The organism is Bifidobacterium sp. UBA4282 (assembly GCF_002394995.1).
Lineage (GTDB): Bacteria > Actinomycetota > Actinomycetes > Actinomycetales > Bifidobacteriaceae > Bifidobacterium > Bifidobacterium pullorum_B.
In genome coordinates this window covers 1-24,983 of the sequence record NZ_DGVO01000048.1, presented here as the reverse complement: position 1 = coordinate 24,983, position 24,983 = coordinate 1, and the positions used below count along the sequence as shown (strand labels likewise).

Sequence of the window (24,983 nt, the reverse complement as noted above, 5' to 3'; positions counted from 1 at the left end):
GCGCTAGAGTGGTGGCATGACCCAAGCCGCACATGATGGATACCAGTTGCCGGATGGATTCGAGCATTGCTCGAAGCTGCGCCCCGTGGTGGAGGCTACGAGCGCATTGGACCGCGTGCGTGCCGTGGTCACCGTCCTCGCCGCGCCGGGCGGTTGCCCGTGGGATGGCAAGCAGACGAACCGCACGCTGCTGAGGAATCTCATCGAAGAGACCTACGAGTACGTGGATACCGTTGAGGCCGATGACCGCGAGGGCATGCGCGAGGAACTCGGCGATCTGCTGCTGCAATCGGTGTTTCAGGGGGTGGTGTGCCAGAAGGATTCCGTGGACCCGTTCACGCTGGACGAGGTGTGCGACCGTCTGGTGAACAAGCTCATCACCCGTCATCCTGCGGTATTCGCGCCGGATAGCGCGCAGGATGCGGACGATGGCTCCGGACAATCGCCCGAGGACGTGCTCAAACTGTGGAACGAGATGAAACGCAGGGAGAAGCACCGCACCTCCGTGCTCGAAGGCATCTCCCATTCGCAGGGCGCATTCCTGCGCGCTGCCAAGGTCGTCCATCGTGTCGCCGGATCCGACCATGCGGACCGTCTGTCCGCCGCGTTCGCTGCCGAGACCTCGCAGGCCGCGACCGGTGGCACTTCCGAATCGCCGACCGCCGCAGGGCTCGCTGATGATATCCTGACCGCCATCCGACGTGCCGACGCGGCCGGCATCGACATCGACGCCGCCCTGCGCAGTCGTCTGCGCGCCGTCGAGGATGAGATTGTGCGGCTGGAACATGACCTGGCATAACGCGGTCTACGGGTCGCGCAACGGCTCGGATGTCATGGGCCGGCCGTCCGACGACGGGCCGGTTTACGGCCGTGTCCCCGACGAGCTCATACCCGAGGAACGGCTGCGCAGGCTCGGCGGCAAATCCTTCTACCGCGCGCACGAGGTCATCGACTCCGCGCGCATCCACGACTTCGGCTACACGTATACCGATGACGGCATCACGCTGACCGCCTTGGTGGACAGCGCCGACGGTTACGCCGACGATTACAGCGTCACCGCGCACGTCGACCAGGGCATCGGCGACCTGACCGCATCGCATTGCACCTGCCCCGCCTACGGCCGGTTCGGCGCCATCTGCAAGCATGTCATCGCGCTGATCATGGCGTATGACGAGGACCCCGACGCCTTCGAGGCGTTGGATGAGGACGGCGGCGACCCGTCGCCTGCCGCGCGTCCCCGTCCGCGCCGCAGTCCCCGGACCTCCCGCCGCCTGCAGGCGCTCATGCGCGAGCGTGAGCAGAGCCGTCAGTCGGACGTGCAGTCGCGCCAGCTCACGCTGCTCAAGGAGATCGACGCGATGTCCTCCTCCGGCGGTTCGACCGGTGCGCAGCAGGGCGGCGCCGTATCCCGACACCTGCCGATCGGCAGTGTGGTCCTGCGTCCGGAACTGCGCCGGTTCGGCACGTCATGGGCGGTGCGGCTCCGTCTGACGGTCCCCAGCAGGTCGGTGGCCTATGTGGTCAAGGATGTGGCCGCGTTCATCGACACGGTGCGGCACCAGGAGTTCCACTCCTACGGCCGCAAGCTCGCGTTCGTACACACCCGCGACACCCTGAGCGAGCGCTCGCGCACCATCCTCGACGTGCTGGAGCGGGCCGTGCGCATCCGCGAATCGGTGACCGGCGGCGCGCCGTTCTACCGCCGCGGTGCCGAGGCGGATACCGTGCTGCTGACCGGTGACGAGATCGGCGAGCTGCTGGCTGCGTTCGTGGACGCCGACGCCTTCCTGGATTACGAGCGCCCCTACCGGATGCGGACCGAGCCGGTCCGCGTGGTGGACGGCGACCCTGACCTGGGGCTGGCGCTGGTCTGGAGCGACGACGTCGAGGGGTATGTGGTGCGGCATCGATTGGATGTGTTGGACATCGTGGAGGGATCATCCGCGTCGTTCGTGGCTGTTGCGCCGTCGCTGTCCGAGAGCCTGTCACGCCGCGCGGAGGCTTCGGGAGCGGCCTCCGGTGGCGACGAGGTGCGGATCCACCGCTGCTCGCAGGCGTTCATGCGGGCCCGGCAGGCCATCGATGTGCTGTGCGGCACCGAGCGTGGCGAGGACATGGTGGTCGCCACGGGTGATGCCGACCTGTTCATGCGTACGGTGGCGCCGTTGTTCACGGCGGTGACGACGGACGACGCGACCGACGGCCGGCCGGAGTCGGGGGCAGAGTCGGAGACGGGGGAGTCGGGCGCCGGCGTCCGTGGCATCCCGATTCGGCTGCCGGAGGAGATGCTGCGATTGCGGCGCGAGCCCTGCGTAATCGAGATCTATCTGGATCGCGAGCCGATGGGCGTGACCTGCGACGTGCAGGCGCGGTACGGCGACCGCCGGTACCATGCCTTCGAGGGCACCGCCGAGGACGCCCCGCGCCGCGACCGAGACGCCGAACGTCTGGCCGTGGAGGCGGTGCTGCATTATTTCCCGCGTCCGGACGGGCCGCTGGCGTTCCTGGAGGAATCGGACGACGACGCGATCTGGCGGCTGATCACCGAGGGGCTGCCGGTGATGCGCGGTCTGGGGGAGGTGCTCACCACACCCGCCTTCGACGGGCTGCTCGACGCGCCGCGGCCGACGATCCGGCTGGGGCTGTCGGTCAGGTCGGGGCTGGTGGAGATTTCGCCGATCGCCGACGAGATCGATCCGGAGGACGTGCCGGGGCTGCTGGCCAGCTATCGGCGACGCAAGCGGTTCCATCGGCTGCGTAACGGCGCGTTCCTGGACATGTCCGCCGTGGATGCCGGGCAGGCGGAGGAGACGCTGTCCGACCTGGACCTGACATTGCATGATCTGGAACGCGGGCCGGTCCAGGTGCCGGCGACCAGCGCCTACTATCTGGACGCCCAGGTGGACGACGAGGCGAAGGACGAGGGCTTCCGCGCCTATGTGGACGACCTGCGCGTCGTCGATCCGCAGTCCTATGCGGTGCCGGCGTCATTGGCGGAGGTGCTGCGACCGTACCAAGTCGAGGGCTTCCGCTGGCTGAACGCGGTGTGCGACAAGGGATTCGGCGGCATCCTGGCCGACGAGATGGGATTGGGCAAAACCGTGCAGCTGCTGTCGCTGCTGGTGGCGCGGCGCGACGAGGCGCGCGCGGTGGGACCGAACCTGATCGTGTGCCCCGCGTCATTGGTGTACAACTGGGAGGCCGAATGCCGGCGGTTCGCGCCGGGACTGCGCGTGGCCGTGGTGGCCGGGAGCAAGGCGGAGCGGCGGGCGCTGCTCGATCGGATCTGCCGGGTGCAGGTGACGCGCGGCGCTGCGGAACGGGACAACGCGGACGACGACGCCACACTCGTCTCACGAACCGCGGCCGCGGCGCTCGCCGATGCGTCGGACGACGGCTGGCAGGGTGCGGCCACCCCGTTGCCGGAGGATGACGGGACTGCGACGGACGGCGGGCCCCTGCCGGACCTGTTGATCACCTCCTATGATCTGCTGCGCCGCGATGTGGAGGACTACCAGGGGATTGAGTTCTTCTGCATGACCCTGGACGAGGCGCAGTATGTGAAGAACCATGCGACCAAGGCCTCCAAGGCGGTGCGGTCGGTACTGGCGCGGCACCGCTTCGCGCTGACCGGCACACCGATCGAGAACCGGTTGGCGGAGCTGTGGAGCATCTTCGATTTTCTGATGCCCGGCATGCTGGGTTCGTATCGGCATTTCCGCGAGCGGTTCGAGCAGCCGGTGCTGAGCGGCGACGAACATGCGCAGGCCAAGCTGCAGGCGTTCGTGGGGCCGTTCATCCTGCGGCGTCTGAAATCCGACGTGTTGAAGGACCTGCCCGACAAGATCGAGAACGTCATCACCGTGCAGCTGGAAGGGGAGCAGCGCCGGCTGTATGCGGCGTTGGAGCAGCGGCTGCGCGCCTCGATCAACAAGACCCGCGACGTGGACTTCCGCAACGACAGGATCCAGGTGCTCGCCCAGCTGACTCGACTGCGGCAGGTATGCTGCGATCCGCGACTGGTCTACGAGAACGCGGGACGGCTCGATGCGCCGTCCGACGGCAGGCGCCGTACGGCATCGCCCTCGGCCAAGCTCGATGCGATTCAGGAGCTGGTGGAGAGCTGTCGCGATGCGGGGCGCAAGGTGCTGATCTTCTCCCAGTTCACCAGCTATCTGGACCTGATCGCCGAACGGCTGCGGTCGATCGGCATGGCCTATGACACGATCACCGGCGCCACGCCGAAGAAACGCCGGCTGGAACTCGTCGACTCGTTCAACGCCGACGACACTCCGGTGTTCCTGATCTCCCTGAAAGCCGGGAACACGGGGCTGAACCTGACCGGCGCCTGCGTGGTCATCCACGCCGACCCGTGGTGGAACGCGGCCGCGCAGAACCAGGCCACCGACCGCGCCCACCGCATCGGGCAGACGCAGGATGTGAACGTGTACCAGATCGTGGCCAAGGACACGATCGAGGAGCGCATCCTGAACCTGCAGCAGTCCAAAACCGATCTGGCCAACCGGTTCGTGGACGAGGCCTCAAGCTCCACCGGCGGTTCCATGGCCGCGTTGACCCGTGAGGACCTGCTCGCGCTGCTGGGTGGCTAGCGGCGACAGCGGAGCATGGGGCGCTGGCCGGAATCCGGGGGTGCTGCCCGGAATCCGGGAGCGGTGCCGTTGTCTGGGGATGCCGCTTCGCTTGGAAATCGAATGGTCGGGTGGGGCTACGGCGTCAGCCCTGCGCCTGGCGATTCATGCTGGTCGCCCCGCCTGTGGAATCGAATGGGCGGGTGAGGCGGGACGGACGTGGCGTCGGACACATGCCTGTATGATGGTGTCAAACCGGTTCGATGCGAGTGTCGGAACGTTTGGGCAGGGTACAAGGAGGTCTTTGCGCCATGGATACGCCAATAGGAATGCCGCCGTTTGCTATGGGCATACCGTCGGGAGCGTTGGATATGTTGACGATGCCTTCAAGCGGGCGGAGCCGTTGCATCAACGCGGAGAACCCCACCGGGGGAAAGGGTCGTGCCGCCATGGCCGCCAGCGCGTTGGGGCCCTCGCGCAAAGGCAGCCCGTGCATCCAGACCATCGCCGCCGGACAATCCGTAACCCTGATGGATGTGGAGGGTCCGGGCGTGATCCGGCATATCTGGATGACCGTGACCGACCGCACCAGCCCCACCGGCCCGGATGTGCTGCGCAATCTGATTCTGGAGTGCTATTGGGATGGCGAGGATACCCCGTCGGTGGCCTGTCCGATCGGCGACTTCTTCTGCTGCGGGCATGCACAGGCCTGCCGGGTCAATTCGATTCCGGTGATGGTCAATCCCAACCGGGGGTTCAACTGCTACTGGGCCATGCCGTTCCGTCATGCGCGCATCGTGCTGCGCAACGACCATAACGAGGACGTGCCGGCGTTCTTCTACCAGATCGACTACACGGCGTATGACGAGCTGCCGCAGGATATGATGCGCTTCCACGCGCAGTGGCGGCGCGAACGACTCACCGAACCCGGCCGCGACTATGTGGTGCTCGACGGTGTGCGCGGGCGCGGCGCGTATATGGGCACGTATCTGGCGCTGACCGCGTTGGAAAGCCGCTGGTGGGGCGAGGGTGAGGTCAAGATGTACATCGATGGCGATGACGAATACCCCACCTGGTGCAGCACCGGTACCGAGGACTACTTCGGCGGGGCGTGGAGCTTCGCCGCATTCGACGATGCGGGGCATATGCGCGAGCAGACGTACACCGGGCCATATATGGGGTTCCCCTTCTATTCGCAGCGGCTCGTGGGGCGCGAAAGCGACTATTGGGATGTGGCGACGCCGGTGATGCGCGGCCTGTACCGCTGGCATATCCCCGACCCGATCTATTTCGAACATGATCTGCGGGTCGAGCTCCAGCAGATCGGAGTCGATGAGTCCGGGCTGTTCGAGCGCAGCGACGACGTGGCGAGCGTGGCCTACTGGTATCAGGGCGAGCCGCATGCGCCATTCCCGGATACCATCCGTACCCGGGCTTGGCGTCGCCCGCGGTAAGTGGCGGCGGCTGAGGTTCCTTATTTGCGGGAGCAGGTGACCGTGGCTGCCGTGGTATGGTACGGAAGCTTTTGAACGGGCTTGCTGGTGTTGCGTACCACTGCGTCGTGGTACGGAAGCGGGCAAAGCTCTTTGGAGTGGTTCCGTACCACAGCGATGTGGTACGGAATCCGGCAAAATCCTCGGAAGCGGTTCCGTACCGTACCACGCCGGAATGCCGATATCGAGATTGTTGGAATTCCGCCCTTTTATGATGGGCAATGAGCTTGTGGTACGGTACAGAACCGTTGTAGCGGGATTATCAGCGTTGCGTACCACAGTGATGTGGTACGGAATTCGGTAAAGCATTCAAAAATGGTTCCGTACCGTACCTCCGTGCCGTGGCTACGGCGGCGTAAGCCCCTATGGGGCGCTGTCTCAGTGGTTATGGTTCGAAAAGCATTGAAACAACCGTTTGCCGTAGCTGCGACACGCCAAAGGCAAACGATTGACGGCAAACGATTGCCGTTCTATACTCGCAATCAGCCGGCGGGCAATGGAGCTCTGAGCCACCTAAGGCACAACCTGCAGTGGGGGCTTCTTCGTCGGCGAAGGAACAAGGCAACATTCGTATGCTGTAAGGAGAAGAAATGAGACACGGAAGTCTTCGCGGAGTGAAAATCGCCGTAGCTGCGGTTGCCGCGGCGGCCATGATGATGCCGCTGACGGCGTGTGGGGGAGATGACCATCCGGCCACGGCTGATGACGGCAAGCCGATCGTGTACATCACCGTCCGCCGTAACGTGACCGATGTGCATGTCAAGGATATGCCGTTCACCCAGGAGCTCGAAGCCGCCTGCGATTGCCACATCGAGTGGGAGGAGATCACCGACAACGCCTGGGGTCAGCAGAAGAACGCCAAGATGGTGGCCGGTGATTTCCCGGACGTCGGTCTGTCGCTGTTCGACCTGAATGACGTGTCCCAGTACCCGGACAACTTCCTGGATTTTTCCGAGTACATGGATCAGCTGCCGAACGTCAAGAAGTTCTTCGAGGAGCGCCCGACCGCCGAGAAGATGGTCAATGACGAGGGCCACTACTACCTGCTGCCGTCCGACCGAGGCAAGGGCTACCGCGTCTCCGCCACGCACATGTTCATCAACAAGACCTGGTTGGACAAGCTGGGCCTTCAGATGCCGACCACCTGGGACGAACTGGAGACCGTGCTCAAGGCGTTCAAGGACGGCGACCCGAACGGCAACGGCAAGGCCGACGAAATCCCGATGAACATCCGTGATCTGGGCTTCGGCCTGTGGAGCCCGCTCGTGCTGCTGAACTCCACCGGCATCGTCACCAACTTCATGGGCAACTCGGCCTCCACCCAGGGCTATTACGTCGAAGACGGCCAGGTCAAGAGCTACTATGCGGCCGATGAGATGAAGGACGTCGTCACGTTCTATAACAAGCTGATGAGCGAGGGGCTGATCCCGAAGGACACCTTCACCCGCGACGATTCGCAGTACGCCTCTCAGACCCAGAACGACGGCAAGACCGCGTTGACCGGCGTCTCCATCGGTTGGTCGAGCGCCAGCGAATACGGCGACCTGGTCGACCAGTACGTCACGCTGCCGCCGCTCAAGCAGAGCGCCGACATGCCCGACGAGGACGTCAAGTGGGACTATTCGATGGATGGCACCGAGTTCGCCTACGTGCTCAGCGTCAACCCGGATGCGGTCAACATGGACGCGGTGATGAAGGTCATCAACGCCATGTATGGCGAGAAGTTGTCCGTCGAAGGCTACTTCGGCTCCATCCCGGACTACGTCTCCGATGACGGCGACGGCCAGTACACCATCGACACGGAGAAGGCGTACGTCAACGGCCGCAAGGACACCGCCGTGATCGCACTGCAGGACCGTTTCGCCGGCTACATCCCGGACAGCGTGACGATGATCAACGACACGAACGCCGATGAGGTCACCGCCAGCGATGAGGCCTGCCGCGATGCCCTGGCCAATGTGGACGCCGAGAAGGAGGTCATCCCGATCTGGATCCACCCGACCAAGGAGGATAACGAGACGTTGGCCAACAACCGCACCGCCATCGATAACTTTGCGATGAACCAGCTGTCCACGTTCGTCCAGAACGGCGGCGTGGAGGAAGGCTGGGACAACTACATCCAGCAGCTCACCGCCGAAAGCCTCGGCCTGCAGCAGAACATCGACATCTGGCAGAAGTACTACGACGAAGCCATCGGCCAGTGAGCCGAGTCCTATGATCCGCCGGACGCCGGCGTGCGGCGGATCCCCTCGTCGGGCGGTCGCTCGCCTACGGGCAGCCGCCCGACGTCTCACACATACGTCATAGAGAAAAAGGTACGTTATGGCTACGCATACGCAAACGGCCGCGATTCCGGGCGGGTCGGTATCGTCGAACCGACCGAAGCGGGGGCTCATGTCGCGGCTCGCCTATCACTTCGAGCGCTACTGGCAGCTGTGGATCCTGGTCGCCCCCGGCCTGATCTTCATGTTCCTGTTCGCCTATGTCCCGATGTGGGGCATCCAGCTCGCCTTCCGCGAGTTCGAGCCGTCCAAGGGTCTGACCGGTGGTCAGTGGGTGGGGTTCAAGTACTTCATCCAGTTCTTCCAGTCCCCGCTGTTCGGTCAGATCATGTGGAACACGGTCCGCATCAGCCTGTGGACCCTGATTATGGGCTTCATCTTCCCGATCATCCTGGCCCTGCTGATCAACCAGATCGGCTCCAAGAAGGTCAAGGGCTTCGTGCAGACCGTCACCTACATGCCGCACTTCATCTCGATGGTGGTCATCGTCTCGATGCTCAACATCTTCCTGTCGCCGGGGTCGGGCATCATCGGACGCTTCTTCGGCGACACAAGCCTGATGGGTGAGCCCAGCGCCATCACGGCGGTCTACTGGATCTCCGAGGTCTGGCAGCACTGCGGCTGGAACTGCATCATCTACCTGGCCGCCCTGTCCGGCGTGGACACCTCGCTGTATGAGGCCGCCAAGATGGACGGCGCCAGCCGTCTGCAGCTCATCCGGTACGTGGATCTGCCGGCCATCATGCCGACCTGCACGATCCTGCTGATCATGCAGATGGGTTCGGTCCTGAACGTCGGTTTTGACAAGATCTACCTGATGCAGAACACGCTGAACCAGACCGCCACCGAGGTCATCTCGACCTACACCTACAAGATCGGTATTCTGGGCAGCCAGTTCGAGTACTCCACGGCCATCGGCCTGTTCAACACCGTGATCAACTTCCTCTTCCTGATGATCGCCAACGGCATCTCGAAGAAGGTCAACGACGCGAGCATCTTCTAAGGGGTGACCATCATGAGCAACGCAACCGTCGCCGTCGCCGCCAAGGTGAGCAAGGACGACATCCCGTTCAATCCGAAGGTGCACTACAAGAAGAAGGCCAGCGATTGGATGATCGACATCATCATCTGGCTGCTGCTGGCCTTCGTGGTGATCGCCGTGCTGTACCCGCTGTGGTTCGTGATCATCTCCTCATTCTCGAGCCCGAATGCCGTGGCCTCGGGCGATGTGACGTTCCTGCCCAAGGACATCACGCTTGCCGGCTACGAGGCGGTGTTCAAGAACGACCAGATCTGGAACGGCTATCTGAACACGATCATCTACACCGTGCTGGGCACGATCGTCAACCTGGTGGTCACGATCCCGTGCGCGTTCGCCCTGTCCCGCGCCGAGTTCAAGGCCCGCCGCGTGATCATGTTCCTGTTCACGGTCACGATGTTCTTCTCCGGTGGCCTGGTCCCGACCTACCTGCTCTACCAGCAGCTGGACATCCTGAACACCCCGCTTGTGTTCATCCTGCCCGGCGCGATCAGCGCCTACAACGTGATCGTGGCTCGCACGTTCTTCGAGACTTCGATCCCGGAGGAGCTGCACGACGCGGCGCAGATCGACGGCATGAGCTACTTCGGGTACTTCTTCCGCATCGTGATCCCGCTGTCGAGCGCCATCATCGCCGTGATCGGCCTGTACTGCTTCGTCGCCCACTGGAACGACTATATGACGGGCCTCATCTACGTCACCGATACCGACAAGTGGCCTCTGCAGAACGTGCTTCAGCAGATTCTGCTGGTCAACGCCAGCAGCTCGCAGTCGGCCGCCTCGGCGTCCGACCAGCAGCAGATCGCCGACCAGCTCAAGTTCGCGATCATCATCATCTCGACCCTGCCTCTGCTGGTGCTGTACCCGTTCCTGCAGAAGTACTTCAACAAGGGCGTCATGCTCGGCGCCGTCAAGGGCTGAGCATGACACGGTCCGGCGGGAGTGCCGTATCCCGCCGGACCATACGGCGAAACCCCGTGCCGCACGTCGTTCAGTGCCATGTGTCGGCGGAGCGACCCGGGGTTTCGCGCTAACTTTTATCATAGGCGCTACGTCATCGTTGACGCTCACGCATGGAAAGGCACAGCAATGCTGGCTCGATTCTCCGTAGGTTATGAACAGGTCTGCCGTGCGATCCTCACGGCCTTCGTCATCAACGTCGCCTTTATCGTCCACACGGTGATGGGATTGGTGATCGCGGGGCTGTTCCCCTCCGTCGCCGCCGCATACGCCACGTGGCGCACCTGGATTATCAGCGAGGATCACTGGTGGACCTGCAAGGAGACCTGGACGGTGTTCCATCGTGCATGGAAGAGCGAGTTCAAGCAGGCCAACATCGCCGGCTGGCCCCAGCTGCTGCTGTGGCTGCTGTTGATCTACGACTACTCGGTGGTCAACTGGCATGACGCCGGCGTCATGGGGTACCTGAGCTCCGGCGTGCTGCTGCTGGTACTGGTGGTGTACGGCGCGTTCTCGATGCTGTTCTGGGCGATCCGCGCGAACTTCGACGAGAACATCCGCTGGTGCGTCAAGATGACCCTGCAGATGCTGCTGTGCCGCCCGCTGTGCACGCTGTGCCTGCTGGTCGGGTTCCTGATGACCGTGATGGTCTGGCTGACCTGGCCTGGGGTGCTGCTGGCGTTCGGCTTGTCTCTGCCGGTGCTGGTGGCCGTCGGGTGCGTGTACTTCTTCGGCCGTATCCCCGGCCTGAACGTGCGCGACACCGAGGCGTGGAAGGCCCGTCATCCGGCCTGATGCGGGCCGAATCCCGATACGTCCCGAAAGAAGGAGCAGAGATGTCCTTGTATTACACCCCGGAACACGCCAAGGTGGGCGACGTCATTCCGTTCTTCGACCGGCGTTCGGGCCGGTTCGAGAACTTCTATCTGAAGAACTGGAACCCGGATGCGCCCCGGGAGCAGGTGGTCCATGGCTGGCACCGGATGTCCGGCGCATGGCCGGACCGGATCACGGAGACGCCGGTGCATATTCTCGGCGGTACCGGTTCCGTGGTCGAGGTGGATGGCACGTACCACCTGTTCTACTGCACCTTCGATGATGATCCGCAGCGTCAGTGGGTACGCCACGCGACCAGCGGGGACCTGACCCACTGGCATGAGGTCGGCGAGGCGTTCGGGCCCGACGCCGCAATCTATGAGCCGAGCGACTGGCGTGACCCGTTCGTGTTCTGGAACGAGGATGAGCGTTGCTGGTGGATGTTGGTGGCGGCACGACGGCGTGCATACAGCGGACGCAACGGTTGCGTGGGGCTGTGTGTGTCCGATGATCTGCTGCATTGGCGCGTCGAACAGCCGATATACGCTCCGGATATCCATCCAGCCGCCTATGAATGCCCCGATATGTTCCGCATGGGGGACTGGTGGTATCTGGTGTTCTCGAACTACACGGACGGGTTCGCCACCTACTATCGGATGTCGCGGTCGCCGCGGGGTCCATGGGTGCGTCCCGCAATCGACACCTTCGATTCCCGCGCGTTCTATGCAGCGAAGACCGGCAGCGACGGCGACGGCAGGTACCTGTTCGGATGGGCTCCGACCCGAGGCGAGAACTCGTGGGGCTTCGATCCGTCCGCGGAGTATGGTGCGGATTATCGGACGTGGAACTGGGGCGGATCCATGGTGGTGTATCGCCTGGTGCAGCATGCCGACGGCACACTGGGCACCGCGCCCTCGGAGGATCTGACCGAACGTCTGGCCTCCGCGCGGATGCAGCCGGTCCACCTCTGTCCGGTTCAGGGGCAGTGGCGCGACGAAGGCGGTCCGATTGTCGGCAGCTCGTGGGGATTCGCGGCGGCTGTGGGATGCACGATGCCAGAGCGCGGCGTGATCTCGGCGCGTGTCCGGTATTCCGGCGATCCGGTGCGTTTCGGATTGATGATGCACGTCGATGAATCATTGACGGATGGTTATTACCTACAATTCGATCCACGGCATCAGCGGATCGAATGGCGTTCCGGGCTGCGCATGCACGAACGCGGCGGGCAGCTGTTCCCTTATGCGGTGGAGATGGAACGTCCGTGCGTGTTGGAGGAGGGGCGTGAGTATCTGGTCGAGGTGTTCGTGGACGGCAGCCAGGCCCATCTGTATCTTGATCGTGATTATGCCTTCGGTATGAGATTGTACGACCGGCGACCGGGATCGGTGGGCTGGTACGTGGAATCCGGTGCGCTGGAAATCATGCAGATGCACGCCGCAACACTGTGAACGGGCGGGCGCGTGCTGATGTGAGTCATAATACAAGGAGGTGATTGTTGTGACCGGCACGTTGACTGTGCCGCGGATACGGGAGCGACAGGTTATACGCATGGTGACGATGAAGGACGTGGCACAGGAGGCGGGAGTGTCCATCGCCACGGTCTCCCGGGTGCTCAACGGCAAGGACCGCGGGCGCATCAAGCCGGAGATCGCACGGGAGATCAAACGCATCGCCGAGGACCTCGGGTACCGGCCCAATCTGGTGGCCCGCAATCTGAAAACCCGCAGCAGCCGCATCCTCGGATTCATCAGCGACGAGATCGCCACCACGCCATTCGCCGGACGCATCATGCTCGGCGCACAGGATGCGGCGCGTGAACTGGGGTATATCCTGTTGACGGTCAACACCGGCAACGACCCGGAGCTGGAACGCCGGCAGATCGGCATCGTGCGGCAGTACGGCGCCGACGGCTTCCTGTACGCCATGATGTACCACCGCAAGGTCAAGGTCCCCGAGCAGCTCGACGGTTTGCCGGTGGTCATCGTAGACGCCGAGGACGAACGTGGCGAACATCCTTCGATCTGCCCGGACGAGTACGGCATCGGCTACACGGCCACCCGGCGTCTGCTGGATGCCGGATGCCGGCGCATCGCCTATTTCGGCGCGGATGTGCCGATTGTGGCGCAGGGCGAGCGTCTGACCGGATACCGGGCCGCGTTGGAGGAATCCGCTGTGGGATTCGACGATCGGCTGGTGCTGGCCATCGATGAGCACGATGAATACGGTGATGTTCCCCGACTGTTCGATGAGTGCCGTCCGGATGGCGTGTTCTGCTTCAACGATGTGCGCGCCCATCTGGCCTACCGTGAGGCCAATCGGCTCGGGCTGACGGTGGGGCGGGACCTGTCGGTGGTCGGCGTGGACAACCAGCCGTTCATCGCGGGCATCCTGAGCCCGGCACTGACCTCGGTGGAGCTGCCGCACTACGAGATGGGATACTGGAGCGTGCGCAAGCTGGTCTCGCTGATCGAGCGCACCGGGAACAGCGCCATGCCGGAGCCGTCCGCCGCGGAGGGTGCCTCCTCACTGCTCGCCGATCTGAACCTCATGCTGCCCGCAGGCATCCATGCGCCGCTGCCGTCATTGACGCAGGACCGGGCACAGGTCTCGTGCGTGCTGGTGGAGAAGGATTCTGTGGCACCTGTGCCGCAGAACTGATCCCGAGTCCGTCCGGATACGGTCGCTCCGGATGCAGCCAGACGGATAACACAGACGTATTTCCTCGTGTCGCCTTGTTGCGGGGATATACTGGTATCAACAAGGCAAACGATTGCCACCAGACGGGGCATGGTACACCGACGGCCGATGCCGTCGCCGACCAATGAAAGGACCCAATCATGAACGCAATGTTGCAGTCGGCCGATTCCTGCACCTTCCCGGCCGACGGCTATACCCAGCTCGACCTGTTCGTCCAGCGCGCGGAACAGGACCACGCCCCCACCATCCGCCTGCATGCGGATGGCGAATGCGTCGCCGAACGCGTCATGGACGCCGACCTGTACCGACAGCGCTTCCAGATCGACCTCGACCCGCAGGAACGGTACACGCTGGAGGTCGTCGACGCCACCGTACCCTACCTCTATCTGACCGGGGGAGAGGACCTGCTCGACCGCGGCATCCGCGTGCTTGACGCCGCCACCGGCGACCCCATGGCCGGCGACGGCGCCCCGGAGACCACCGACCCGACCCGCGCCGCCGTGCACTTCGAGCCGCCGGAGCACTGGATGAACGACCCGAACGGCCTGTGCCGCTTCCAGGGCCGGTATCACCTGTACTACCAGTTCAACCCCTACGGCTGGGGCTGGGATAACATGCATTGGGGGCACGCCGCCAGCCGCGACCTCGTGCACTGGACCTACCTGCCGGTCATCCTCGAGCCGCAGCGCGAGCTGCACACCCGCAGGGGCATCTCCGGCGGCGCGTTCTCCGGCTCCGCCATCACCATCGACGCCGAAGGCCGCCCCTGCCCGGGCGATGACGCGGCCGCGATCCGCTTCTACCTGACCCGGCATTTCGAAGTGCCGGGCCAGCCGGACACGGTCGAGGAATGCCAGACCACCTGCGTCAGCACCGACAGTCTGACCGCGGGGCCCGAAACCGTCGTCGTGCGGCGCGAGGGCGCGGACTTCGGCCGTGACTTCCGCGACTCCAAGATCGAGACCGGTTTCGGCGGCGCGCTGATGATCCTGGCCACCAACCTGCCCTCCGACCAGGTGCCGGCATCGGGCGAGACCGGCGTCAGCGATGCCAACGAAGGCGGATGGTTCACGCTCTCCCCGCACGGCAAACCCGATGTCGACCAACCCGATCCGAACCGGATCCCGGCGATCGTGACCTTCCGCAACGACACCCCCGACCTGGCCGACGACGCCTGGACCTATGTCGGCCCGATGGTGGCCGATCGCGGCTATGCCGAAGGCCGCACCTACGAGTGCCCGGATGCCTTCCCGCTGGACGGCGCGGACGTGGCCATCGGCGCGATCATGCACATCCGCACCAAGGACGGCTGCTTCCAGCCGATCCGCTGGTACACGGGGCGGCTGGACGAGCAGGGGCGGCTGGACGTCGGCCATTCCGGTTGGTGCGACTTCGGCGACTGCTTCTACGCGGTGCAGTCCTTCCGCGACGACGACGGCCGCCGCATCGCCATTGGCTGGCTCGCCGACCACAGCGGGGTGCGTCGCGAGGCCCCCGGCCGGGCCAACGGCGCGATGTCGCTGCCGCGCGAACTGCATGTGCGCGACGGCAAGCTCTTCAGCCGTCCGGTCGACGAGGTCTACGATCTGCTGATCGGAGACGAACTGCCGGTGGATGCGGCGGGCGATGGCTGGCAGGTGCCGGGCAACGCCTATTACGCGGACCTCCGTCCGACCGGCGACTGCACGGCGGTGCTCGTCGATACCGGCGAGGTGCGGTGGACCCTGGAATGCCGTGATGGCGAGATCCGCTGCTTCAGCCAGGGCGCACCCAGCGACGATCTGGCCTGCGTGACGCATGTGGATGAGGTCAAGCGCATCGAGGTGTTCTACGACCACGGCATCATCGAGGTGTTCGTGAACGACGGCGAGGCCGCCGGTGCGATGCTGGCCTATGACGAGCGCGAGAACGGCGGCTTCTCGGTGTCCGGGGACACCTCCTGCGAGGTGTGCTCGCTGCGCCGCTGACCGAGCGGTTATAGCCGGCGCAGCCGGCTGATCCCTCTGACCCTTCTGCGGCGGATTCACGGTGGCACTGCATCATATGGTCCGGTTGGGCTGTTCCGACCGACCCCTTTGATGCAGTGCCTTCGTGTTCCTGCGACTTATGGACTAATACGGCTTGTTGATTTGGTCTTTTTGGTGCACTGCCTTCGTATTGCTGCGACTCTTGTACCATTTTGGCTCGCACAGCTGGTCCTTGTGATGTGGAACCCCATGTTGCTGCATCATTTGCGCGACGACCGCAACCTATGTGTGCTGTAATGGTGGTATCGGATCTCAGCGGAGAGATGGAGTGCATATGAGATACTGCATGTATTGCGGAGTGCAATTGACCGAAGGCGCGAAGTTCTGCATGTCCTGCGGCAAGTCGGTGCAGGATACGCCCCCTGCGGTTGCTGAACCGCCTGTAGAGGCCACAGCGCCGATCCCGGTAACGCCCGAGTCGGCAGCATCGACTCCGGCGGAACCCACCCCCGCCGCAACACCGTCATGGCGGCAGCAACCTCCCGCGCAGCAGCAGCCTGCGTCATGGCAGCAATCGCCGACATGGCAGACGCAACCGATTCCCCAAGCCGAACAGTACAACGGTCAGCCATATCAGTCTGCGCCGGTGGGTGGCGCCTATGTTCCCGTCGGTACGGTGGCCGCGCCGCCGAAGAAGCGGTCCAAGGGTGTTGTGGTGGGTATCGTCATCGCCATTGTTGCCGTGATCGCCGCCGTGGTGTTCGGGCTCTGGTGGTTCCTGTGGCGTGGTGACGACCTGAATCCGGTCGGACGGTACACCATGTCGAACGGCTACCAGACCTTCGAACTGGTTATCGAGGATGATGGCGCGTTCAAGGTCTCCGATACCGGCGGCAGCGGCGACTATCTGGCGGGCGTCATCGGTGAAGGCACCGTCGACGGCGACAACGTGCGCTACCCGTTGAGCGACATCAAGGCCTCGACCGGCGACGGCGAGATGACCCTGTCCGAGCTGGTCGGGCAGGCTGATTCCAGCGGTATCGGCTCGGCCATGGTCGATGCCATCGAGGTGGAGGTCACCGCTCCGAAGAACGCGGCGCACGGCAACATCGTCGGCACCTGGGGACTGTCTGGATCGCTGCTGACGTTCTCGGCGGAGATCCACATCACCGCGAACGCCGACGGCACGGTGGAGGCCGGTATGACGGCGTTCGGCGAGGCTCCGTCCAATGCCACGGGCACCTGGACCGACAACGGCAACGGCCAGTACACCGTGACGTTCGACAACGGTTCGCCGTTAACCGTCACGCTGCCGCAGTGAGCGGCTGACGGACTGCGATACCGGTCGCGGCGGTCCGTCGGAACACACGTCGTTGCAAGATGCGAACGTATCGTGATACATGCGGACCGTGATACATGTGGGGGCGGTCGGGAATCACCAAGGTTCCCGACCGCCCCGCGTTTATGTTGTGGTCCGTGTGATCGATCACTCGAACGGATAAGTCAGCCCCCACTGGTCGCGGACCTGATCCATCAGCTCCATGATGCGCACCGTGTCGGCATGCGGCATGGCCGCGCACTCGGTCAGGCCGTCCAGGATGGCGTTCGCCGCGTCGGCCACCTGATACTCGTAGCCGGTCAGTTGCGCCGGCACGTCATGATGCGCTACCAGGGCGTGATCGTTGTTATAGACGTCGATGCCCTCCACGTTGTTGATGTTCTGGCAGACGATATAGCCGTCCGTGCCCCAGACGTAGCCGCCGCGGTCCGAGGAAACGAGCATCGAGGCCTGCGCGGTGGCCATCGTGCCGTCCGCGTAGTGCAGGGTGATGGCGTCGTGCGCGTCCACGCCGGTCTCGTACGGGGTCATCGAGGTCACGATGCGATCGATCGGACGCGGGCCCAGCACCATGTCAATGAAGTTCAGCGGGTATACGCCGACGTCGAGCAGCGCGCCGCCGGCCAGCATCGGATCGGTCATACGCGCCTTGCCGGACACCGGGTAGCACAGGTTCGCGTCCACCATCTTCACCTCGCCGATCACGCCCGAGGCCACGATGTCGTCGATCATGCGGCGCGACGGCATGTAGCGCGTCCAGATGGCCTCGGTGCACAGCAGCCCCGACGTCTCGGCCACGGCCAGCAGTTCGCGCGCCTGCGCCGCGTTGGCGGTGAACGACTTCTCCACCAGGATGTTCTTGCCGGCCTGCAGACACATGATGCCCTGCTCGGCATGCAGGCTGTGCGGGGTGGCGATGTACACCAGATCCACCTGCGGGTCGGCCAGCAGCTCCTCATACGAACCGTAGGAGACCGGGAAGCCGTATTGTGCGGCGAAGGCGGCGGCGCGCTCGCCGTCGCGTGCGGCCACCGCGTACGGGGCCACCAGGTCGGCGTAGTGCGGGTCGGCCGCCATCTTGACCAGCGTGGTCGCCATCGCATGTGCGATGCGTCCGGCGCCGAGGATCGCCACGTTCACCTTGAGATGTTCGGACTGCGCCTGCGCGCGGTTGCCGTTGAGTCTGCTCATCGTTCCTCCTTGAAGTCTGATGGGGTTGGTTATGCCGTCATATTGATGCAACGCTACCCATTGTAGGCGGAGCGGCGGTATGACGGGGGGCCGATGGGCTCGGGCCGGATGCGATAATGGGGAATCGTGAAGGCGAAACCGGAGAAATACGAGCGCGGCACCCGCAGCTACACCATGTCGCATATCCGCGGCAAGGACACCTCGATCGAGGTGATGGTGCGCCGGTACCTGTTCTCTCGCGGGCTGCGGTTCCGCAAGAACGACAAGCGCTATCCGGGCCATCCGGACATCGTGCTGCCGAAGTGGCATACCGTGGTGTTCGTCAACGGCTGCTTCTGGCATATGCACGAAGGTTGCACCAAGCATTCGATGCCGAAAAGCAATGTGGAATTCTGGTCGGCCAAGCTGCTGCGTAACCGCGAACGCGACCGTGCGCAGCATGCCGCATTGGAGGCGATGGGTTGGCGCGTCATCGTGGTCTGGGAGTGCGAGCTGGCCAAGCCGGTGCGGCAGGAACGGCTTCAACGGCTCTACACCCAGATCGTCGGCGGGGACGCGGCGCCGGCGGTGCCGACGGACACGGCGAGTTGATGCAGCGCGCCGTGCCCCCCGGTTTCGCGGCGTCTGAGTCCGGAATATGATTCCCGCCTTACACCGACAACGTTTGCAACGTGTAACGTCATGTCCCATGGTCAATCCTGAATTTCCCGCCACGCGCCTGGGCGTGCTGGACATCGGCTCGAACACCGTTCATATGATCATCGTCGACGCGGCGCCGGGCGCCCGCCCCGACCCCGAAGCCAGCGTCAAGACCACCGTGCGGCTGATGCAGTACCTCGAAGAGGACGGCTCCATCAGCAAGGACGGGGTGCAGGCCCTGCTCGCTGCGGTGGAGGCCGGCATGAAACTCGCCGAGGAGAGCAAGGCCAGCCAGATTCTGGCCATGGCCACCTCCGCCTTGCGCGAGGCGCCGAACGGCACCCGTATCCTGGGGCAGATCGAGGAGCGCATCGGCCAGGGCGTGACCGTGCTGTCCGGCGTCGACGAGGCGCGTCTGACGTTCCTGGCCGCACGCCGCTGGTACGGTTGGGATTCCGGCCGACTGCTGCTGATGGACATCGGCGGCGGTTCCCTGGAGGTGGCGATGGGCTCCGACGAGGATCCGAACGTGGCGATCAGCGTGCCCGCCGGCGCGGGCCGCGTGACCAAGGAGTTCCTGCCGGCGGACGGCACCGCCACCCCGGAGCAGCTGGAGGCCGCGCATAAGAACGTGCGCAGGATCATCCAGCCGATCGTGGACGAATTCCCGAAATCCAAGGTGCCGAACCATGCGGTCGGCACCTCGAAGACCTTCCGCTCACTGGCGCGTCTGGCCGGGGTCATGCTGCGCCAGTCCGGCCGTGTGGACAGCTGGATCATGACCCGCGACCAGTTGGAGGATTGGCTGCCGCGTCTGGCCGCCATCAGCCCTGACCAGCGTGTGGCGCTGCCCGGCATCACGCCCGAGCGCACGTTGCAGATCGTCGGTGGCGGCATTGTGGCCGATGAGATTATGAAGGCGCTGGACGTCGATGAGATCGAGATCTGCCCGTGGGCGCTGCGTGAAGGCGCGATCCTGCGCTGGTTGGACCAGTTCGGCCGCACCCGCCGCGGTTTCTGATTCCTTGATGCCTTTCTGATGCATCTCGGACGGCGAAAGTGCCGTTAATGTTCGCCTGGTGAATTGTCGTCCGGGGTATGTTGTCTCGCCCGCGGTTGTTTATTGATACACTTTTGCTGTTCTTGCCAAAAGTGTATCAATAAACAACTTTTACGGATACACTTTTGGTGTTTTGGGCAATTGTGTATCAATACACGGCGTCGAAAGGGTACGTGCGGCAGTATCGATGTGCGATTGGCCGTGGCCGGTTGCTTTGAATGCATGACTACGCGGTCTGCGGCCTATTCTGAGGTCATTTGTGCCCGAGACGCGATTCGAACGCGCGACACCCGCTTTAGGAGAGCGGTGCTCTATCCACTGAGCTACCCGGGCAGCACCAACCCAGTATACAAGCATCCCGGTATTCCGCGTGCCGATTTGTGGTGTTGCGGCGATAGCGGAGCCGGGATGCTGTACTGCATTGGGCGATGTATCGGCTTATGCGTTGCGGTATGCGGCGGCATTCAGCTGCTTCGCGCGCGACTGCTGTGGATGTCGCGATAGACGATTCAGGCTGATATGACGGGAATTGGCACGTCATACTCCGACACGGGTACCGATGTCACGCGTTGTTCGGCAAAGGCGACGCCGACAACCGTCGCATCCGGCGAGGCGAGCGGCAACGCGCGGTCGTAGTTGCCGCCGCCGTAGCCCAGTCGATTGCCGTCGTCGAAGGCCACCAGCGGGACCACGAACGCGTCGATGTCGGGGACCGGCACGGCGGGGAACGTCGCCATCCACGGTTCATCCGTGCTGTGCGAACGGATGGGTTTCGCGGCGAACAGGGAGACCGCCTCGTCGAGCCGGTGGGCGGGAACCTCCAGGAACCGCATCGTGGCGACCGTGCGCTGCGACGGGTGCGTCTGCGACGTGCGTACCATGCAGGGCAACGCCAACCGCCATCCGCGCACGACTATTCCCGCGATGATCGGCCGCGTATCGACCTCGCTGCCGAACGACCAGAACGCGGCGACGATGGGCGTCTTGGATGAGGGCATCGGGCATGGTGCCGTGGCCAACGTGTCCTGTCCGCCGTCTCCGTCGGGGTGGGCGAGTCGTTCATCGAGATAATCCAACGCCACCGTGGCGATACGGTCGCTTTTCGCGGCACGCAATTCCTGGGGCATCGCATCCCTGCGGGCCAGTGCTATCCGCCTGATTGCGGTCTTCTGCGTCTGTATGGCGTCGTGTGCGGCATCGACCATGGCGCTCACCCGGTGACGAGTGTGTAGATGGCGTATCCGAGGAATCCGACGGAGAAAATCAACAGAAACGTGCCCATGACGCGCATCACCGCCAGATAGAGGTCGGTCGGCTCCCCGCCTTTGACTTCAAGGAAATGCTCGATTTTCCACAACCATTCGGGTTTGCCAATCATGAGCAGGGAGAGTGCGATCAAGAACACCAATAGGAGTAGCGTCTTAATCCATTCGGATCCGGTCATATTCCCTCCTCTTCCCTCTTCGCTGAGCGTACGACCTCAGTATATATATACGCTGAATTCGTGGCGTTGGCGCGATGTTTTCCGTAATGGTTGAGCGCGGAGCCGTGCCGGTCGGCGTTCGTACGGAGCCGTGCCGGCACGGCACATGTCGGGCGGATGGAGCGCCGCGCTTAGCGGCGGCCCGACAGCCCGATGCCGCACATCTCGTCGTCCTGCCCGGCGGGTCGGGCCAGGTGCAGCTGCGGCACGCCCGATGCGGCCGGCGTCGGCGCGACGGGCGCCGCATCGCCTTCGGCGGAGGGTTCGGCGGCAGAGGCTTCGGCGGTGTCCGCGTCGTCCTGGTCGGGATCTGCGGGGGAGTGGCCATCGGCGTTCCCGCCGGTCGCCCCGGCGAGCCCGCGGTAGGCGTCGAGGTTGAGCTGACGTTCGCTCGCCGCGACGATTACCGCGGTGTTGGCGGCACCGGCCACGTTCAGCGCGGTACGGCCCATGTCGACGATCTGCGAGATCGGCTGGGCGATGGCGATGAAGGGGATGGGCAGTCCGGCGGCCGCGAACAGCGAGGTAGCGGTGATGGTCGCCGTGCCCGGCACGCCGACGGTGCCGATCGACACCAGCAGCGTCAGGACGACGATCATGAGGTACTGCCACGGCGTGTAGTCGAGTCCCTGCGCGTTGATGGCGAATACCGCAAGCAGCGTCGGCCACATGCCCGCGCAGCCCGGCATTCCCAGGTTGGCGCCGAGTCCGGCCACGAACGCGGCGGTGTCCTCGGGCACGCCGGCGGAGCGCAGCTGACGCACCGTGACTGGGATCGTGCCGATGCTGCTCTCCGAGGTGAAGGCCACCATGCCGGCCGGCCAGAACATCCGGAAGAAGCGCAGCGGGTTGAGACGGGTTGTGGCGGTCAGGATCAGCGGCTGGACGACGAACATCTGGATCGCCATGGACAGGTAGGCCACACCGAGCACGGCGAGCAGTGGCAGCAGCGTCAGGATGTCGTTATCGCCGACCGCGGAGGCGATTAGGGAGAGCACGGCGTACGGGGTGAACCCGACGATGATCTGCGTGGCCTTGGAGAGTACGGCGTCGCCGGCGTCGATGACGGCCTTGAACGGCTTGACCGTCTCGCGTCCGGAGTCGGTGGAGGCCACGGCCGTGTAGGCGATGGCGGCGAGCAGCGAGAACAGCACCACCGGCACGACCTGGTTGGCCGACCAGTTCGCCATCAGGTTCGAGGGGAATAGGTTGATGATCGTGTCGATGACGCCGGGCACCTCGCGTTGCTGGTAGTCGGTGGGCATCGTGAACTGGAAGCCGACACCGATGCGGAAGGCGCTGGCCAAGCCAAGGGTGAGCAGCGATGCGGTGAGTGTGTTGAGCAGCAGGAACACGACGGTCTTGACCGCCATGCCGCGTAGCCGCAGTGAGTCGCCGAGATTGGTGATGCTGGAGAACACGCTGAACAGCAGCAGCGGCACGACGAGTGCGGCGATGACCTGCGACCAGATCACGCCGAAGACCCCGACGTACTGCGTGTGGCCCTGGGCGACCAGCCCGAGCGCGATGCCGAGCACGGTGGCAATGATGACGCGCAGGCCGAATCCGGCCGTGCGGGTGCGTTTGAGGTACCACAGTGCGGCGAAGGCGATGACGGCGGCCGCGAGGGCGGCCCAGTCGATGAATTGCGATGGCATGAATCTTCCTTACATGAGGTCGATGGATGGATTGGGACGATGAATCGATGGCATTGGCTGTGCGCGGGAACGAATCCACGCCGGTCAACCGGTGCGTTCGGTGGGGCGCATCATGCGTCTCCTGGCACAACGAGCGGGGAAGATCCATATGGGCGATTCGCTGTGACGGCGCCGCGGACGACGCGGCGGCCTGAAAACTCTGCTGGTATGAATCGACTGAACGCGGGCCGTGCACGTCCGTGACACACCACGGTCGGGCACCCGGCGCGGGTGCGGCGTTCAGCGACAACAACAGAGCATGAAATTCATGGGTGCCACGGTAGCACATGGTCCGGCATCCGGGCATTTCTCTCACGGAGGAATTATCGGGACGCGCGGCGGAACGGTGATGCAGCTCACAGTATTCCTGCGGTGAACATCAGGACGGTAGTGGGCCGCCTTGCGTCCGTGCCGGGAACGTTGCGGTCGGATGCCGTCGCCGCGGTGGGCGCCGGACACGTGAGGGAACCGGAATGATTCGCGGGGATGATGGTGTTGGGGGAGCGGCGCCGGTTAGAGTCGATGGTCGATACCGTTCACGGGGAGGAATTATGTCCAATACCGCATCCGCACGTCGCCCGAAGCCGAAGCGCCGCAGCCGCCATACCGTGCTGCGCATCCTGTCGGGATTGTGCGCGCTGGTTGCGGTGGTCGTCGTGGTGGCGCGGGCGCTGCCCGAACAGTTGCAGGCGTTGCCGTATGTGCCGGTGATGGTGTCGGCGACGCCGTGGTTCGTCATCGCGGCGGTGCTGGCGCTGCTGTTCGCGCTGATTTCGCGCCGTTGGATTGTGGCGTTGGTGGCTGTGGCCTGCATCGGTCTGGAGGTCTGGTGGCAGTATCCGTTCTTCGTGCCGCAGGTCCAATTGCCGGCGGAGGCTACCGCCGCGGTGGCCTCCGGACAGGCGAATACGGCCGACCGGTATGCCCGTGTGATGACGGCGAATGTGTACAAGGGGCAGGCCGATCCGCAGGCGATTGTGGATGCGGTACGCGACCAACGCGTTGAGGTGCTGGCGTTGCAGGAGACGACCGATGAGTTCGTGGCCGCGCTGAATGACGCCAGCATCGGCACATACCTGCCGTATGCGCAGGTCTCCTCGTCTGATGGGGTGTATGGCAACGGCCTGTGGTCGGTGGCCCCGCTCGCCGACCCCGCCGATGACGACGTGCATTCGAGCGCCTCGTTCATGCCCGGCGGCACCGTGACCCTGGGGGATGTACCCGTCCGCTTTGTGTCCGTGCATACGACGGCGCCGGTGCCCGGGTATTGGGAACAGTGGAAGCGTTCGCTTGACGAGTTGGCGATGATGCGGGCCGACACCGGCACGAAGTATATCTTCATGGGCGATTTCAACGCGACGACCGATCACACCCCGTTCCGCAACTTCCTGGGTGATCGATTCCGGGACGCGGTCCAGCAGTCCGGCCATGGGTTCGCGTTCACCTGGCCGACCGACCGCGCATGGCTGCCGCGCTTCGCGGGTATCGACCATATTGTGGTCGATCAGGGCATGTCTACCGGCCAGTGCGAGGTGGTGGAGATCCCCGGCTCCGACCACGCCGCCCTGCTGGCCACCGTGGCCGTCTCCTGATTGACGCCGTTGGTTTGCGTCGGCGCATGTCATCGGCGCGGCGATGAAAGTTGTGGCCCGTTTCCGGCGATGGAAACGGGCCACAACGGTGACGGACGGGCGATAAGGTCGCGAGGGGACTCAGTCGAGATTCGACTGG

The 24,983-nt window shown here is 64.2% G+C and carries 18 protein-coding genes, 1 tRNA gene and 1 pseudogene; 15 read left to right on the top strand and 5 right to left on the bottom strand.

Features of this window, described 5'->3' with window-relative positions; translation table 11 throughout:
- Positions 1-16: 16 nt before the first annotated feature.
- The 12 genes and pseudogenes from B4C31_RS07490 to B4C31_RS07440 all read left to right on the top strand — a co-directional run bounded on the left by B4C31_RS07490 (position 17) and on the right by B4C31_RS07440 (position 17,164).
- Positions 17-799: a MazG nucleotide pyrophosphohydrolase domain-containing protein gene (locus B4C31_RS07490; RefSeq protein ID WP_278711135.1), complete on the top strand. Its 783-nt coding sequence runs from the start codon at positions 17-19 to the stop codon at positions 797-799.
- Positions 786-4,610: an SNF2-related protein gene (locus B4C31_RS07485; RefSeq protein ID WP_291531976.1), complete on the top strand. Its 3,825-nt coding sequence runs from the start codon at positions 786-788 to the stop codon at positions 4,608-4,610. The genes B4C31_RS07490 and B4C31_RS07485 overlap by 14 nt, the downstream gene beginning before the upstream one ends.
- A 290-nt stretch (positions 4,611-4,900) precedes the next feature.
- Positions 4,901-6,043 carry a glycoside hydrolase family 172 protein gene (locus tag B4C31_RS07480; protein ID WP_291531975.1) on the top strand — a complete coding sequence of 381 codons (1,143 nt, stop codon included), beginning with the start codon at positions 4,901-4,903 and terminating at the stop codon, positions 6,041-6,043.
- Positions 6,044-6,672: 629 nt separating this feature from the next.
- Positions 6,673-8,286 carry an extracellular solute-binding protein gene (locus B4C31_RS07475; RefSeq protein ID WP_291531974.1) on the top strand — a complete coding sequence of 538 codons (1,614 nt, stop codon included), beginning with the start codon at positions 6,673-6,675 and terminating at the stop codon, positions 8,284-8,286.
- A gap of 190 nt (positions 8,287-8,476) precedes the next feature.
- Entirely contained in the window at positions 8,477-9,367 is an 891-nt protein-coding gene (locus tag B4C31_RS07470) for an ABC transporter permease (protein ID WP_238556892.1), read from the top strand.
- Between the two features lie 12 nt (positions 9,368-9,379).
- Complete coding sequence (locus tag B4C31_RS07465; protein ID WP_291531973.1) at positions 9,380-10,324, top strand: carbohydrate ABC transporter permease; 945 nt, start codon at positions 9,380-9,382, stop codon at positions 10,322-10,324.
- 168 nt (positions 10,325-10,492) lie between these two features.
- Positions 10,493-11,158: a YesL family protein gene (locus B4C31_RS07460; protein ID WP_291531972.1), complete on the top strand. Its 666-nt coding sequence runs from the start codon at positions 10,493-10,495 to the stop codon at positions 11,156-11,158.
- A gap of 41 nt (positions 11,159-11,199) precedes the next feature.
- On the top strand, positions 11,200-12,627 hold the full coding sequence (locus B4C31_RS07455) for a family 43 glycosylhydrolase (RefSeq protein ID WP_291531971.1): 1,428 nt from the start codon (positions 11,200-11,202) through the stop codon (positions 12,625-12,627).
- Between the two features lie 100 nt (positions 12,628-12,727).
- Positions 12,728-13,837, top strand: coding sequence for a LacI family DNA-binding transcriptional regulator (locus B4C31_RS07450; protein ID WP_291531970.1), 1,110 nt, complete (start codon positions 12,728-12,730; stop codon positions 13,835-13,837).
- A 179-nt stretch (positions 13,838-14,016) separates the two neighbouring features.
- A complete protein-coding gene (locus tag B4C31_RS07445) occupies positions 14,017-15,843 on the top strand; it encodes a GH32 C-terminal domain-containing protein (RefSeq protein ID WP_291531969.1) in 1,827 nt (608 codons plus the stop codon).
- Between the two features lie 334 nt (positions 15,844-16,177).
- A pseudogene (locus tag B4C31_RS08870) lies at positions 16,178-16,243 on the top strand (zinc-ribbon domain-containing protein); the annotation flags it as partial.
- Between the two features lie 246 nt (positions 16,244-16,489).
- Positions 16,490-17,164, top strand: coding sequence for a hypothetical protein (locus B4C31_RS07440; RefSeq protein ID WP_291531968.1), 675 nt, complete (start codon positions 16,490-16,492; stop codon positions 17,162-17,164).
- A 165-nt stretch (positions 17,165-17,329) separates the two neighbouring features.
- On the opposite strand, the gene B4C31_RS07435 is transcribed toward B4C31_RS07440, so the two are convergent.
- Complete coding sequence (locus B4C31_RS07435; RefSeq protein ID WP_291531967.1) at positions 17,330-18,373, bottom strand: Gfo/Idh/MocA family protein; 1,044 nt, start codon at positions 18,371-18,373, stop codon at positions 17,330-17,332.
- Positions 18,374-18,499: 126 nt separating this feature from the next.
- On the opposite strand from B4C31_RS07435, the gene B4C31_RS07430 reads away from it, so the two are divergent.
- Complete coding sequence (locus tag B4C31_RS07430) at positions 18,500-18,964, top strand: very short patch repair endonuclease (RefSeq protein WP_291531966.1); 465 nt, start codon at positions 18,500-18,502, stop codon at positions 18,962-18,964.
- A 97-nt stretch (positions 18,965-19,061) separates the two neighbouring features.
- A complete protein-coding gene (locus B4C31_RS07425; RefSeq protein WP_291531965.1) occupies positions 19,062-20,033 on the top strand; it encodes a Ppx/GppA phosphatase family protein in 972 nt (323 codons plus the stop codon).
- Between the two features lie 299 nt (positions 20,034-20,332).
- Here the strand turns inward: B4C31_RS07425 and B4C31_RS07420 are convergent.
- The 4 genes from B4C31_RS07420 to B4C31_RS07405 form a co-directional block, all read right to left on the bottom strand.
- Positions 20,333-20,405 (bottom strand) — tRNA-Arg (locus B4C31_RS07420).
- Positions 20,406-20,581: 176 nt separating this feature from the next.
- Complete coding sequence (locus B4C31_RS07415) at positions 20,582-21,277, bottom strand: 5-formyltetrahydrofolate cyclo-ligase (RefSeq protein WP_291531964.1); 696 nt, start codon at positions 21,275-21,277, stop codon at positions 20,582-20,584.
- 5 nt (positions 21,278-21,282) lie between these two features.
- Positions 21,283-21,516, bottom strand: a complete 234-nt coding sequence (locus tag B4C31_RS07410) for a DUF6199 family natural product biosynthesis protein (RefSeq protein ID WP_051917011.1) — start codon at positions 21,514-21,516, stop codon at positions 21,283-21,285.
- 170 nt (positions 21,517-21,686) lie between these two features.
- Positions 21,687-23,213 (bottom strand): dicarboxylate/amino acid:cation symporter, encoded by a 1,527-nt coding sequence (locus tag B4C31_RS07405; protein WP_291531963.1) that lies wholly within the window; start codon positions 23,211-23,213, stop codon positions 21,687-21,689.
- 590 nt (positions 23,214-23,803) lie between these two features.
- Between B4C31_RS07405 and B4C31_RS07400 the strand changes: the two genes are divergently transcribed.
- Positions 23,804-24,844, top strand: a complete 1,041-nt coding sequence (locus tag B4C31_RS07400) for an endonuclease/exonuclease/phosphatase family protein (RefSeq protein WP_291531962.1) — start codon at positions 23,804-23,806, stop codon at positions 24,842-24,844.
- Positions 24,845-24,983: the final 139 nt, after the last annotated feature.

Excerpts from the sequence above, each read along its gene's own strand:
- B4C31_RS07490 (WP_278711135.1), top strand. The coding sequence starts at position 17 with ATGACCCAAGCCGCACATGATGGATACCAGTTGCCGGATGGATTCGAG.
- B4C31_RS07485 (WP_291531976.1), top strand. The coding sequence starts at position 786 with ATGACCTGGCATAACGCGGTCTACGGGTCGCGCAACGGCTCGGATGTC.
- B4C31_RS07480 (WP_291531975.1), top strand. The coding sequence starts at position 4,901 with ATGGATACGCCAATAGGAATGCCGCCGTTTGCTATGGGCATACCGTCG.
- B4C31_RS07475 (WP_291531974.1), top strand. The coding sequence starts at position 6,673 with ATGAGACACGGAAGTCTTCGCGGAGTGAAAATCGCCGTAGCTGCGGTT.
- B4C31_RS07470 (WP_238556892.1), top strand. The coding sequence starts at position 8,477 with ATGTCGCGGCTCGCCTATCACTTCGAGCGCTACTGGCAGCTGTGGATC.
- B4C31_RS07465 (WP_291531973.1), top strand. The coding sequence starts at position 9,380 with ATGAGCAACGCAACCGTCGCCGTCGCCGCCAAGGTGAGCAAGGACGAC.
- B4C31_RS07460 (WP_291531972.1), top strand. The coding sequence starts at position 10,493 with ATGCTGGCTCGATTCTCCGTAGGTTATGAACAGGTCTGCCGTGCGATC.
- B4C31_RS07455 (WP_291531971.1), top strand. The coding sequence starts at position 11,200 with ATGTCCTTGTATTACACCCCGGAACACGCCAAGGTGGGCGACGTCATT.
- B4C31_RS07450 (WP_291531970.1), top strand. The coding sequence starts at position 12,728 with ATGGTGACGATGAAGGACGTGGCACAGGAGGCGGGAGTGTCCATCGCC.
- B4C31_RS07445 (WP_291531969.1), top strand. The coding sequence starts at position 14,017 with ATGAACGCAATGTTGCAGTCGGCCGATTCCTGCACCTTCCCGGCCGAC.
- B4C31_RS07435 (WP_291531967.1), bottom strand. The coding sequence starts at position 18,373 with ATGAGCAGACTCAACGGCAACCGCGCGCAGGCGCAGTCCGAACATCTC.
- B4C31_RS07425 (WP_291531965.1), top strand. The coding sequence starts at position 19,062 with ATGGTCAATCCTGAATTTCCCGCCACGCGCCTGGGCGTGCTGGACATC.
- B4C31_RS07415 (WP_291531964.1), bottom strand. The coding sequence starts at position 21,277 with ATGGTCGATGCCGCACACGACGCCATACAGACGCAGAAGACCGCAATC.
- B4C31_RS07410 (WP_051917011.1), bottom strand. The coding sequence starts at position 21,516 with ATGACCGGATCCGAATGGATTAAGACGCTACTCCTATTGGTGTTCTTG.
- B4C31_RS07405 (WP_291531963.1), bottom strand. The coding sequence starts at position 23,213 with ATGCCATCGCAATTCATCGACTGGGCCGCCCTCGCGGCCGCCGTCATC.
- B4C31_RS07400 (WP_291531962.1), top strand. The coding sequence starts at position 23,804 with ATGTCCAATACCGCATCCGCACGTCGCCCGAAGCCGAAGCGCCGCAGC.